11 protein-coding genes are annotated in these 12,839 nt (G+C 41.7%); 8 read left to right on the top strand and 3 right to left on the bottom strand.

The window, feature by feature from the left end:
* Positions 1 to 28: 28 nt before the first annotated feature.
* The 8 genes from rpsD (at position 29) to add (ending at position 10,169) form a co-directional block, all read left to right on the top strand.
* On the top strand, positions 29 to 640 hold the full coding sequence (gene rpsD, locus NFR51_RS02625; protein WP_251712201.1) for a 30S ribosomal protein S4: 612 nt from the start codon (positions 29 to 31) through the stop codon (positions 638 to 640).
* A 900-nt stretch (positions 641 to 1,540) separates the two neighbouring features.
* Positions 1,541 to 1,834 (top strand): hypothetical protein, encoded by a 294-nt coding sequence (locus NFR51_RS02620; protein ID WP_251712200.1) that lies wholly within the window; start codon positions 1,541 to 1,543, stop codon positions 1,832 to 1,834.
* 195 nt (positions 1,835 to 2,029) lie between these two features.
* On the top strand, positions 2,030 to 2,971 hold the full coding sequence (locus NFR51_RS02615) for a 2-dehydropantoate 2-reductase (RefSeq protein WP_251712199.1): 942 nt from the start codon (positions 2,030 to 2,032) through the stop codon (positions 2,969 to 2,971).
* Positions 2,972 to 2,987: 16 nt separating this feature from the next.
* On the top strand, positions 2,988 to 4,037 hold the full coding sequence (locus NFR51_RS02610) for a PTS sugar transporter subunit IIC (protein ID WP_251712198.1): 1,050 nt from the start codon (positions 2,988 to 2,990) through the stop codon (positions 4,035 to 4,037).
* Between the two features lie 406 nt (positions 4,038 to 4,443).
* A complete protein-coding gene (locus tag NFR51_RS02605) occupies positions 4,444 to 6,576 on the top strand; it encodes a Tex family protein (RefSeq protein WP_251712197.1) in 2,133 nt (710 codons plus the stop codon).
* Complete coding sequence (locus NFR51_RS02600; RefSeq protein WP_251712196.1) at positions 6,566 to 7,021, top strand: SprT family protein; 456 nt, start codon at positions 6,566 to 6,568, stop codon at positions 7,019 to 7,021. The genes NFR51_RS02605 and NFR51_RS02600 overlap by 11 nt, the downstream gene beginning before the upstream one ends.
* A gap of 208 nt (positions 7,022 to 7,229) precedes the next feature.
* Complete coding sequence (locus NFR51_RS02595; protein WP_251712195.1) at positions 7,230 to 8,912, top strand: hypothetical protein; 1,683 nt, start codon at positions 7,230 to 7,232, stop codon at positions 8,910 to 8,912.
* Between the two features lie 225 nt (positions 8,913 to 9,137).
* Positions 9,138 to 10,169, top strand: coding sequence for an adenosine deaminase (gene add, locus NFR51_RS02590; protein ID WP_251712194.1), 1,032 nt, complete (start codon positions 9,138 to 9,140; stop codon positions 10,167 to 10,169).
* A gap of 15 nt (positions 10,170 to 10,184) precedes the next feature.
* On the opposite strand, the gene NFR51_RS02585 is transcribed toward add, so the two are convergent.
* The 3 genes from NFR51_RS02585 to NFR51_RS02575 all read right to left on the bottom strand — a co-directional run bounded on the left by NFR51_RS02585 (position 10,185) and on the right by NFR51_RS02575 (position 12,825).
* A complete protein-coding gene (locus NFR51_RS02585) occupies positions 10,185 to 10,649 on the bottom strand; it encodes a VanZ family protein (RefSeq protein WP_251712193.1) in 465 nt (154 codons plus the stop codon).
* A 127-nt stretch (positions 10,650 to 10,776) separates the two neighbouring features.
* Positions 10,777 to 12,465 carry a ribonuclease J1 gene (rnjA, locus tag NFR51_RS02580; RefSeq protein ID WP_251712243.1) on the bottom strand — a complete coding sequence of 563 codons (1,689 nt, stop codon included), beginning with the start codon at positions 12,463 to 12,465 and terminating at the stop codon, positions 10,777 to 10,779.
* A 129-nt stretch (positions 12,466 to 12,594) separates the two neighbouring features.
* The gene (locus NFR51_RS02575) at positions 12,595 to 12,825 is read right to left on the bottom strand and encodes a DNA-directed RNA polymerase subunit epsilon (protein WP_251712192.1); all 231 of its coding nucleotides are present in this window, start codon (positions 12,823 to 12,825) and stop codon (positions 12,595 to 12,597) included.
* Positions 12,826 to 12,839: the final 14 nt, after the last annotated feature.

Here is a 12,839-nt window from a genome sequence, read left to right as displayed (position 1 = left end):
TCAAAAAATATTTGAAGGAGACATATACATGTCACGTTATACTGGTCCATCATGGAAACAATCTCGCCGTCTTGGCATCTCACTTACAGGTTCTGGTAGAGAACTTGCACGTCGTAACTACGTACCTGGTCAACACGGCCCTAACAACCGTTCAAAACTTTCTGAATACGGTTTGCAATTGGCTGAAAAACAAAAACTCCGTTTCACTTACGGTGTTTCTGAGCGCCAATTCCGTAACTTGTTCGTAGCTGCTACACGCGTTAAAGAAGGAACTCTTGGTTTCAACTTCATGACTTTGCTTGAGCAACGTTTGGATAACGTTGTTTACCGTCTTGGTCTTGCGACTACTCGTCGTCAAGCACGTCAATTTGTAAACCACGGTCACATCCTTGTTGACGGCAAACGCGTTGATATCCCATCATACCGCGTAGCACCTGGTCAAGTTATCTCAGTTCGTGAAAAATCTATGAAAGTTCCGGCAATCCTTGAAGCTGTTGAAGCAACTAAAGGACGTCCAAACTTCGTATCATTTGACGCTGAAAAACTTGAAGGTACACTCGTGCGCCTTCCAGAACGTGATGAAATCAATACAGAAATTAACGAAGCGCTTATCGTCGAATTCTACAACAAAATGTTGTAAGCTTGTTTCTGAGTACATTAGCTTGTATCAGAGTGTCTATATTAAGGCAAGCTTTACTTTTATGAACATATACGCCTGTATTTGATTAAAAGGTTCAGAAAAAATAGCATAAATTTTTACTAAATAAGGAGCTGTATATCGAGGATATACGGCTTTTTGTTTCAGAAAAAATAGAGCTTTATCACTACTTTTTAGATAAATTCAAGGGAGAGGAATAATGTTTCTATGCTTTAATTTACTGTTATAAATGTGCGTTAGAAGCCTTATTTATTGCTGTTTTTCTATTTTGTATAGTAGCTAGGTTTGTTTATATCAGAAAAATATTTTCATATTCCACAGTAAATCACTGACTATTTTTATTAAATATAGTAAAATGTATATATAATTGCAACAAAAACAAACAAATTTATAAAATCACAGGAGGGAGCTATGCAAACTAAAACTATTGTTAGCTACATCAGTGCTTCATCATTCGATCACAAGATGTATGAATTTTTACGAGAGTTAGAGCAACAAAGTAAAGAAGTTGTAGACATACAATGCCGACACAACGCTTTTATGTATATGGCTACGATAATATATAAGTGATTGGACTTTCTGACTCTCAAATATCCGTTATTGTTGCTGCTGTAGAATATGCTGTATCTGACTTGTTTCATCTAAAATAAAAGAAATGTTCTCAAAAACTGAGATTCAAATTCTAAGGATTGAATAGTGATGCTATTCAATGTTATTGTGCCTCATACAATCACAGAGACATACTGGCGAGATTTAATTTCTTATACAGTATTAAAATTTTTTTAATACCTGTCTTTTGAAGAAAAGTTCAGGAGAGTTTTCTTATCTGTTATTTTTATCTTGGATATGTTTGTCCTTCTATTCAAGGCACAGGAGAAGGTCTTGAATTCCTTGGGAAATTGGAACAGTAAACTTAGTGCTTTACGGGAAAATATTCAAAAATATGAGCCGACTGGCGATGAACGTTCAGTCATATATCCTCTTGCTCAGGTGCGGATGTATGACAATTTGTATGTGCTGACCGATGCAGACTTGGCAAGAGGTATAGGAATTTCTCGCCAAAAGCTAAAAAATATTTTAAAAAGCTTGAAAGATAAAAAGAATATCGTTCAGGTGAAGCAAAAACCATCTATTCATAAAATAGCAGATGATTTCTGGAGTGAGCTTGAAAAATGAAGCACCTTATTTGAGTACGATACTTAATGTTCATCACATGAAAAAGCAGACTTGAGGCTTAACAATGTGCCCGAGCTATTTTCTTAGGTGGAGTACCAAGGGTGGGAAGAACCACTGAAAAATATAAAAAAATAATGTAAAATATAAATTGTGAATACATAAACACAAGTCTCTAGGAAGAAAGTAGGAAGAAAAATGAAAATTGCAATTGCAGGTGCTGGCGCTATGGGAAGCCGTTTTGGCTACATGCTCTCTCAGTCTGGTCAAGATGTCATATTGATTGATCAATGGAAAGAGCATGTCAAGGCTGTTCAAGAAAACGGGCTTCATATTAATTTGGATGGGGAAAAGCGCGTTGTAGAATTGCCCATGTATTTACCTTCTGAATTGGTGGATAAAAATTTAGAAGTCGACCTCATTATTTTATTTACAAAAGCAATGCAGTTAGACTCAATGCTACAAGCCATTCAATCCGTAATCCATGAAAATACAAAAGTTCTTTGTCTATTAAACGGCATTGGTCATGAAGATATTGTTGAAAAATATGTTGCTAAAGAAAATATTTTACTTGGAAATACCATGTGGACTGCAGGTATGGAGGGACCAGGTCGGATAAAATTATTTGGTCAAGGAAGTGTAGACTTGCAAAACATTCATCCCGACGGTCAAAAGGGTGCAGAAGAAGTTGTTGCAGTCTTGAATGAAGCAGGGCTAAATGCCATGTATTCTGAAAATGTTCTTTACTCAATTTATAAAAAAGCCTGTGTTAATGGAACCTTGAATGGTCTTTGCACCCTTTTAGATGTGAACATTGCGGGATTTGGTAACACAACACATGCGGATACAATTATTCGAACAATTGTTAACGAATTTATCAGTGTTGCGGCACAGGAGGGTGTAGAGTTGGAGGCAGAGGTGGCTATCGCACAAATCCAAGCTACATTTGATCCTGAGGGAATTGGTTTACACTACCCCTCTATGTATCAAGACTTGATGATTAACCATCGTTTAACAGAAATTGATTATATCAATGGCGCTATCGTGAAGAAAGGCCAAAAATATGGAATTGCAACGCCATACTGTGCTTTTCTAACACAGCTTATACATTGTAAAGAGGAAATTTTGAATGTAAAATAAATGAAAGGAAAAAACAATGAGTACCAAAAAACAAACAGAAAAACCAATACTTGATTTTGTAAATAAAGTTCTAAATGGAACTGCCATTGGTATTATTGTCGGATTAATTCCTAACGCAGTATTGGCAGCTCTATTAAAAGTTTTAGGCAAGGCACCACTTTTAGATACTTTAGGTCAAGTTGTCCTTATTTTTCAAATGGCAACACCTTTACTTATCGGCGCCTTGATTGCCTTACAGTTTGGCTTTAACCCGATGCAGATGTCTGTCGTGGCAGGCGCAGCCTTTGTTGGTTCAGGTGTTATACGATTTAATCCAGCGGTGAAAGCTTATGTTGGATCAGGGACCGGCGATATTGTAAATACGATGTTAACTGCAGCGCTTGCAGTCATCATGGTCAAATTATTAAGCCATCGCTTTGGTTCAGTAGGAATTGTGCTTAATCCAATTATTATCGGTGCAGGCAGTGGTTTTCTTGGTTTGTTACTCCTGCCTTATGTGGTACGCATCACAACAGCTATTGGAGCGGGAATTAATTCTTTTACAACATTACAACCTATCCTGATGAGTATATTGATTTCTTGCTCATTTGCACTTCTTATCATCTCTCCTTTATCAACAGTAGCTATCGGGATGGCTATCCAGCTTAGTGGCGTTTCAGCTGGTGCAGCAGCGATGGGCGTGGCTGCGACAACCTTGGTATTGGTGGTTAATTCTTGGCGCGTGAACAAGTCGGGTGTTACTGTTGCCATAGCTTTAGGTGCCATGAAGATGATGATGCCTAACTTATTTAGACATCCGATAATTATGCTTCCCTGCCTATTTACAGCCATTATATCAGCTGTTCCTGTAGCTTTACTGAGCATATCGGGTGTGCCTAGCTCGGCTGGTTTTGGCTTAGTTGGTTTGGTTGGTCCCCTTGCTTCCTTGGAAGCAGGATTGTCTCTGCTCCTTGCTTTCTTGACATGGTTCATCGTTCCGATTGCAGCTGCACTTCTCGCACAATTTATCTTTGAAAAACTAATGAAACTCTACGATAGAAAAGAAGTCTTTGGTTTTACTCAGTAATTGTTTTTGGAAATTATTGTTTTATCAACAAAGCAAACACTTATGATTTTTAATACAATCTAAAGCCAAGATACCTTGTAGCAAAGAAAGATATCCTTTGTTTGTCGTGAAAAAACCATAAAGAAGTGTAAGATCACAAGAAATTTTGAAGTCTATTAGGAACTCTCTCCATTTGGAGAGAGTTCCTGTGCTTCCCCAGAAAAGTTTACCCTGTTTTGCACTTGCGTTGATTTTGCCTTTTCAAAATAGTCTTCGACAGTCTGACAGCTGTGAAATGCCGAAAAGCTAAGCTTGTTATTCCTTTGGCTTTAAGCCTCTTATGAAATGGATGGAAGTATTTTTTGCTTCCCATCCATTTTTTTTTCGGGATGAAATGAAATTGCTGCTAATATGATAAAATGGAGGTATGGAAAATACGCAAAAAATAGCTGAACTGCTAAATATTCAAAGCTCCCAAGTACAAAAAGTTCTTGAACTTACAGCAGAGGGGAACACTGTACCTTTTATTGCTCGTTACCGAAAAGAAGTTACTGGAAGTTTAGACGAAGTTGAGATTAAAAAAATCATCAATGAAAACGACAGCCTGACAAAGTTGGCTGATCGCAAAACAGCCGTACTCTCAAAAATTGAAGAGCAGGGGAAGTTAACGGACCAGCTTAAAGCCCAGATACAGGCTGCGCAGAAACTTTCAGAAGTAGAAGACCTCTATCTTCCCTATAAAGAAAAGCGTCGTACCAAAGCAACAATTGCTAAAGAGAATGGTCTTTTTCCACTTGCACAGCTTATCGTAAAAAACGCCGCAAATATTGAAGAAGAAGCTGAAAGTTTTACAAATGAGAATTTTGAAACTGCCGCAAAAGCACTACAAGGTGCTATGGATATCTTGGCGGAAGCAATATCTGAGGATGCTAAACTGCGGAGTTGGCTTTTAAGTGAGGGCAAACAAAACAGTCTGATTGAAAGTAGCCTCAAAGATCAAAGCTTAGATGAGAAAAAGGTCTTTCAAATTTACTATGAATTTTCGGAAAAAATTGCAGAACTCCCTAACCACCGCGTGCTTGCCCTTAACCGTGGCGAAAAGCTAGGTGTTCTTTCTGTGAAGTTTGAACATAACGAGGACAAAATCTTACGTTTCTTCGAGAACCGTTTTGCTGCTCGCAATAACAAATATATGAGTTTGGCAATTAAGGAAGCAGTAAAGAAAAAATTGCTTCCTGCCATGGAACGGGCAGTTCGCGCTGAGTTAACAGAAAAAGCAGAAGATGCGGCTATCGAAGTTTTTGGTGAAAATTTAAAGAATTTGCTTCTGGTTGCACCACTAAAGGAGCGTACAGTTATGGGCTTTGATCCTGCCTACCGTACAGGGGCAAAGTTGGCCATCGTGGATGCTACAGGGAAGCTTCTCACCACAAAGGTCATTTACCCTGTAAAACCAGCAAATGCCAGCCAAATCGCTCAGGCTAAAAAAGACTTGGTGGAACTTATATCAACCTACAAAGTGGATATGATTGCTATTGGTAACGGTACGGCCAGTCGGGAGTCAGAAGCTTTTGTGGCGGAAGTGCTTAAGGAAAATAGCTTATCAGATGTCTTTTACGTCATTGTCAGCGAGTCTGGCGCTTCAGTTTACTCTGCTTCAGAGCTGGCGCGGGAAGAGTTTCCTGACCTCACTGTTGAAAAACGCTCAGCGGTTTCCATTGCCCGCCGTCTGCAAGATCCATTAGCCGAGTTGGTTAAAATCGAGCCGAAAGCTATTGGTGTAGGACAATATCAGCATGATGTGTCGGAGAAGAAACTGACCGAAAACCTAGATTTTGTGGTCGAAACAGTTGTTAACCAAGTCGGGGTAAATGTAAACACAGCTAGTCCAGCCCTTCTTTCTCATGTGGCTGGATTTAACAAAACCCTAGCGAATAATGTCGTAAAATTCCGTGAAGAAAATGGTGCATTGACAAGTCGCAGCCAGCTGAAACAAGTGCCACGCTTAGGAGCTAAAGCTTTTGAGCAAGCAGCCGGTTTTCTTCGCATACCTGATGCCAAGAACTTTTTGGACAATACCGGAGTTCATCCAGAGTCCTATAAAGTTGTTAAGGAGTTGCTTCAGTATCTTGGCTTGTCCGAGGGTGATGCGCATTTGGCAGAAGTGTTGAAAACGGTTGATGTCAAAGAAATGTCAGAACATCTGGGCGTGGGACAAGAAACCTTGACCGATATTATTTCTGACTTAATAAAACCGGGCCGTGACTTACGCGATAGTTTTGATGCGCCCCTTTTACGTCAGGATGTCCTTTCTGCTGAAGATTTGCGCGTGGGGCAAAAACTTGAAGGAGCAGTTCGTAACGTTGTTGATTTTGGAGCCTTTGTGGATATTGGTATTAAAAATGATGGCTTGATTCATGTTTCCGATCTGAGCAAAAACTTTGTCAAAAATCCTCATGAAGTCGTTGCTGTTGGACAGATTGTGACAGTTTGGGTCAAGTCCATTGATCAAGAACGCGGAAAAATCAATCTGACTTTGGTAGAGCCACGTGAACAATAAAGAGTTGACTAACCATGTACGCCAACTTTCCTTGGCAAAGTTTGGTCGTCCTTTTAGACATAGAGCTCAGTGGAATAACCGTTTGCGCAGCACGGGCGGTCGCTTTTTCCCCAAGGATATGCACTTGGATTTTAACCCTAAGATGGCGGAACTGCCAGAGTTTGACCGTATTATCCTGCATGAGCTGGTACACTATCATCTCTTTGCTCAAAAAAGAGGTTACAGGCATAAAGATAAGGACTTCAAAACGCTGCTTGCGCAAGTTGGAGGTCTGCGCTATGCTCCGTCTATAAAGGAGGTAAGATATACTTATGTCTGTCAAAGCTGCCAGCAGGTTTATCAGCGGCAGCGTAAGATTGATATCAAGAAATACGCCTGCGGCAAGTGTCGTGGTAAACTAAGAGAAAGTAAGAAAAAAGATAGGGATGAAGAAGCTCCTGCCTAGTCAGAAGCTTCTTTTTTATCCACTTTTCAGGCGCTGACCACGGAAGCTGAAAGCAAGATCAAGTGAAAGTCCCCCTCGCTTTTCTCATCAAACACTCATTTCATTTGACCTTTTTTTTTTATACTATAGACTCAGAAAGTAAACGTAACATTAGAAATTTTCTTGTAATGAAAAACCAAAAGTAAATGTTACGCCAAAGGAGGAGTTTATGACACCAGAAAAGAAAAAACAGCGGCGGCTGCGCAACCTCGCACTCCTGTCGCTCTTGTTACTCGCAGTAGGCGGCACCTTCGCCTTCCAAGCCTTCAACCAACGGGCCATCAATGATCGGTTGAATGAAGTGGACATCAATGTCGGCGGCCGTGTCCACGACTACTACAACCGTGACACCGAAAACAAGGACGTCTTCGTGGAAAACTACGGGGAACGGCCAATCATGGCCCGGATACGCCTGTCCGAGTTCCTCGAAACCCGCCAGCGTAACGAAGCCAACTTCACGCCCCTGGTCGCAGGGACCAGCCGTGACGATGTAGAAAACTGGACCACATGGATCCCAAGCGCAGGCAATATCAATGACCGAGAAAATAGCAATGCCTCAAACGCCTTTGACCAGTATGCCAGCCTCATCTTTGGTTGGGAACGTTCAGGTCAAGATGCTCCATGGTATATGCCCACCTTCAACCATGACAACCTGGATTTAAGAACAGCAGCGGCTGGTCATGCGCGAGACTGGATCGAAGGGAACGGTGCTACAGATGCGGTCACAGACGGCGCGACACACCCGGGAGACGGAATTGATGCTTACTGGTCAGCAAACGAAAACTTTGACAACAGTGGTCCAATCTGGCCGGGAGAAGAAGTGACCAACCAAACTGCCCAAAACCTCCCACAAGACCGTGCCCCAATGACCATGAACCAGTGGAGCAACTTGCCTAACGAAGACAAGATAGGCAACTTCTGGGTGGTTGACCACAACACAGGATGGGCTTACTGGGCCAACAGACTGGACAGTGAGCAAGCCAGCTCTTACCTGCTTGATGCAGCGGAGATGACAGCTGCCATTGAGGACAAGGTCTTTAACGGCTTTTACTACTATGGGATCCATGTTGAGAGTGGCTTAGTCAGTCCTGACCAGCATGAGGAGTTCCTCAATGATGGGGAGCAACACCATCCGGAGTTAGAAGACTTCCTCAGAGGCATCCAGAACGGGGTGATGTTTGATGACGGCCCAAACCCATTGCCTAACGAAGACAGTGCACCAGCAGCCTTTGACTTTTCGACCATGCGTCCGGGGCGTATCTTTACCATGGCCGGGGAGCAGTACCGCTACCTTGAAAATATGGGGTCTGGGAATCATATGATTATCCGGAATGATGCTATTACAAGTGTTCCTTGGAATGATCAGGATATCCGTATGAATGAATGGTATGATAGCCTTGAACCAACAGTTCAAGCGATGGTAAGACCGGTGGCAGATAATTTTGTGACGGGGACTGTAGCTTCTGAAGATATTGTGTTTGAGGGCCCCGGTCAATGGTTACCAATAAACTTAAGTGATTTCCCAACGGTTGCGGAAGATTTAACTCAAGTGGATACAGATGGTACTCCACGTGCTTTTGCACTATCTTTAGCAGATGTTACACGTTTATCAGGCCCAGGACGTGCTTTCCCTAATCGTTTAGGGCGTCTTGCCGCTTTTCAGAATAGTGGCCATCCTGGACCGGCATGGTGGTGGTTACGCACCCCTAGATCTTCAACACAGGCATGGCACGTAGGAGCTTTCCGTGATGCGGAAGAAAATGGTGAATTAGGAAACGGTTCTGGCAATATGATAACTAGCTATGGTAATGGCGGCGCCCGCCCTGCCCTCATCATCAACCAACCCAACTAAAGCATAAACTCCTAAAACAAAAATCATATCTTCTGACATCCTACGGATCAGAAAGATATGATTTTTTGATGTTGAGAATTATTTACTATTTTCTTGGCTTGCACCAGTGAATATGCTTTTCGTAATGAAAGAGAAAAGCGCCTCTCAGTAAAAGAAAAAGAGTTGCATGTCTCAAGAAAAAAGCGTAAAATAGAAAAAATATATTTTTACGGGGGCCATAATCTCATGCTTAAACCAGAAACGATTGCTTTATTGCCAAAGGTTGAACTTCACTGTCATCTTGATGGTTCTCTCAGCTTGGCTTGCATCAAGCAACTTGCAAATAACATAGGAAAAGATTTGAATATGAGCGATGAAGAAATCCTCAAACACGCCCAAGCACCCGAAACAACACAAAGTCTTTTGGAGTATCTGGAACGCTTTGACTTTGTTCTTCCCTTACTTCAAAGCTATGTTAACCTAGAAATGGCGGCTTATGATGTGGCGCGCCAAGCCGCGGAAGATAATGTAAAGTACATCGAGATACGTTTTGCACCTGGTCAACATTTGGAAAAAAACTTGACCCTTGAAGAAGCTGTAGAAGCTGTTATTGCTGGGGCGGCACGTGCAGAGGAAGACTTTGATATTGTTGTGAATATCTTGCTCTGTGGTTTACGTCAAGTTCCCCTAGAGCGTTTAGAGAAGCTGTTGCCACTTTTTGATGAAATAGCTGACAACCATTTGGTGGGCTTTGACTTAGCAGGTGATGAAGTCAATTATCCCCAAGTTAAGTTTAAAAAATTGTTGGAAAAAGTAACCAGCCGTGGTGTGCAAGTTACCCTGCATGCCGGAGAGTGTCCCGGATGTGCACAGAATATTATTGATTCTGTAGAAATGGGCGCCACCCGTATCGGGCACGGCATTATGACCAAGGATATTCCAGAATATCAAGAAATATTGACAAAGTTGGGAATTGTCTTAGAAATGGCTCCAAGCAGTAATTTCCAGACTAAAGCCATCAGCGATCTGTCTGAGTATCCTTTTATGGCTCTTTACAAACGTGGGATTCATGTCACGATAAATACAGACAACCGTACCGTTAGCAATACCAGCCTGCAAAAAGAATATGAGAAAATTGCGAACTGGTATGATTTCCAAATCAGTGACTTTGAAAGAGTTAATCACTATGCCATTGATGGAGCTTTTATTAGTGAGGACGAAAAAGTGCTGCTTCATCAAAGATTTTCGGAAGAATATGCGAAGATAGAAAAAAGCTGACATGGGTCAGCTTTTTTAGTGAGAGAGGATGAGAAACGTAAAGAAGGCGAGGAAAAAAGCAAAAAGAAGATGGACAAGACTCTGAGCATTTTTACTTTTCTGCGTTATCTGGTAAATGACGATTCCGATTAGCCCTCCAAAAGTATTGGTGATTAAGTCAGTTACGTCGCTGGCTCCGATACCTAAAAAATATTGGAGAATTTCCACCAAGAAGCTCACAGTAAAAATCATCCAGAGCTTTCCGAGGAAGGATCTATTTTTTGAGAGGTATATACTAAAGAAGCCAAAAGGAATAAAGATAAGCACATTGAAGAGGACTTCTAAACGTCCGCCAGAGGCAGAAAAAGGTGAAAGGTTGAGGCTCCGTGTGGGAAAGTTTTGTGCAATATTTAGCGTGTCCTGAATGTTGAACTTAAAGAGAATGCCCCAAAACAGAAAGAAAAGATAATAAGCGAAGATAATTTTGGAAAGTTTATTCATGGGGCTCCTTGATGGATTAAAAATATTTTTACTTCCTTAACTGTAGCAAAAAAAGCTAAACGAACCCTTAAGAGTCGTAGAAAAAAGCCATGTGCTGGATATGTAGCGCACAGGGCTCTTTTTTATATTACTTATCGTCAGGCGTCATAATCATTGGCACAATCAGTGGACGACGTTCTGTTTGTTTGTACAGGAAAGGAGCAAGAGCTTCACGCATCGCGCGGGCAACAGAGGCTTCATTGACATTTTCGGTATTTAACATTGCCTCACGTATGGCGTTGAAGAGGACACGTTGGCCATTACGGATCAAATCACCAGATTCCCGCATATAGATAAAGCCGCGACTCAGCATATCAGGTCCTGCAAGAACAGTTTTGTTTTTGAAGTCGACAGTTGCAACAGCGAGAACAATACCGTCTTCAGCAAGTTCATGACGGTCGTGAAGTACAGCATTTCCTACATCACCAATCCCTGAACCATCGACATAAGTATCAGCAGCAGGGAAATGGTCAGCATAACGGGCTGAATCTGCAGTCAGGGCAAGAACGTCACCATTTTCCAAAATGAAACAATTTTCTTTTGGCACACCAGTGTCTTGGGCGAGGCCAGCATGGATTTTAAGCATACGGTATTCACCGTGGACAGGCATAAAGTATTTTGGTTTGATGAGACGTAGCATGAGTTTTTGCTCCTGCTGGCCTCCGTGACCTGAGGTGTGGATGTTGTTCATCTTGCCATAAACGACAGTCGCTCCAGCCTCAGTGATTGTATTCGCCAGCTGGTTAACACCGTGCGTATTCCCTGGAATGGCGTTAGACGAGAAGACGACGGTATCCCCCATTTGAAGTGTGATATGACGGTGCATGCCGTTTGCGATACGACTCAAGGCAGCCATCGGTTCACCTTGCGAACCGGTACACATGATGAGAAGCTCACTGGAGTTGTATTGGTTGACTTCATTTGGCTCAATGAAAGTGCCTTTAGGTGCTTTGATATAGCCGAGTTCAAGACCGTTAACGATAGCTTTTTCCATGGAGCGACCAAAGACGACAATTTTACGTCCAGTCTTTACAGCACCGTCAACTGCTTGCTGCAAGCGGAAGATATTTGAGGCAAATGAGGCAAAAATGATACGTCCTTCAATACGTTCAAAAATCTTCATGATATTTTGACCAACAACTTTCTCAGAGTGCGAGAAGATGGGGATTTCCGCATTTGTTGAGTCAGAGAGGAGCAGTAGAACACCCTCTTCACCAAGAGCTGCCATGCGATGGAGGTCGGCAGGCTCGCCGACAGGTGTAAAGTCAAACTTGAAGTCACCTGTGGCAACAATCTTACCCTGGGGTGTTTCGACAACAATTCCTAGAGGTTCTGGAATAGAGTGGGTTGTTCGGAAGAAGTTGACACTCAAGTTGTTGAACTTGATTTCGCTATCCGCATGAATCTCAAAAAGTTTTGCATCACGCAAAAGTCCGTGTTCTTCCAACTTTCCACGAATCAGAGCAAGTGACAGAGGTCCAGCATAGATAGGAATGTTTGCCTGTTTGAGGAGGAAAGGAATCCCTCCAATGTGATCTTCGTGTCCATGTGTAATAAAGAGTCCCTTGATACGGTTGACATTTGCGACAATATAGCTATAGTCAGGGATAACATAGTCAACACCTAAGAGATCATCCTCAGGAAATTTTATACCCGCGTCAATGATGATAATTTCATCCTTATATTCGACACCGTAAGTATTTTTTCCGATTTCGCCCAGTCCGCCTATAGCGTAAACTGCGACTTCATCGCTATTTATTTTAAGTGGTTTAATCATTTTTTTCTTTCTATTCATTTATATAGTTGTATGACAAAATCACTTTAGATTTTTGACTGACGTCTCCTTCTAAAGTGTTTTGCTGTAAATCTTATGGTAAGGTAGGCTGCATTTACCTATTTTTTCAAATTAAAAGCTTGTAATCTCAAGACCGCCGTTTTCTTTTTCATATTCAACAGCTTCATCTGAAAGTGAATCGATAAATTCAACGAGGTAATCTGTGTTCTTAGCTAAAAGTTCGCGGGCTAAGATAATCCCCTCACGTGTATCGGTAACATCAAGGTCGAGATAGAGAACTTCTGTTGTTTCACGGCGTGGTGAACGGGTTTTATCTTTTTGGTAAAATACTTTGAAAATCATCTTATATTTGAGCG

This window comes from Lactococcus ileimucosae (assembly GCF_943193185.1).
In the GTDB taxonomy this organism is placed as follows: domain Bacteria; phylum Bacillota; class Bacilli; order Lactobacillales; family Streptococcaceae; genus Lactococcus; species Lactococcus ileimucosae.
Note: the sequence above shows the minus strand (reverse complement) of the source record. Positions and strands in the feature narration are given on the sequence as shown.

Excerpts from the sequence above, each read along its gene's own strand:
- rpsD (WP_251712201.1), top strand. The coding sequence starts at position 29 with ATGTCACGTTATACTGGTCCATCATGGAAACAATCTCGCCGTCTTGGC.
- NFR51_RS02615 (WP_251712199.1), top strand. The coding sequence starts at position 2,030 with ATGAAAATTGCAATTGCAGGTGCTGGCGCTATGGGAAGCCGTTTTGGC.
- NFR51_RS02610 (WP_251712198.1), top strand. The coding sequence starts at position 2,988 with ATGAGTACCAAAAAACAAACAGAAAAACCAATACTTGATTTTGTAAAT.
- NFR51_RS02605 (WP_251712197.1), top strand. The coding sequence starts at position 4,444 with ATGGAAAATACGCAAAAAATAGCTGAACTGCTAAATATTCAAAGCTCC.
- NFR51_RS02595 (WP_251712195.1), top strand. The coding sequence starts at position 7,230 with ATGACACCAGAAAAGAAAAAACAGCGGCGGCTGCGCAACCTCGCACTC.
- add (WP_251712194.1), top strand. The coding sequence starts at position 9,138 with ATGCTTAAACCAGAAACGATTGCTTTATTGCCAAAGGTTGAACTTCAC.
- NFR51_RS02585 (WP_251712193.1), bottom strand. The coding sequence starts at position 10,649 with ATGAATAAACTTTCCAAAATTATCTTCGCTTATTATCTTTTCTTTCTG.
- rnjA (WP_251712243.1), bottom strand. The coding sequence starts at position 12,465 with ATGATTAAACCACTTAAAATAAATAGCGATGAAGTCGCAGTTTACGCT.
- NFR51_RS02575 (WP_251712192.1), bottom strand. The coding sequence starts at position 12,825 with ATGATTTTCAAAGTATTTTACCAAAAAGATAAAACCCGTTCACCACGC.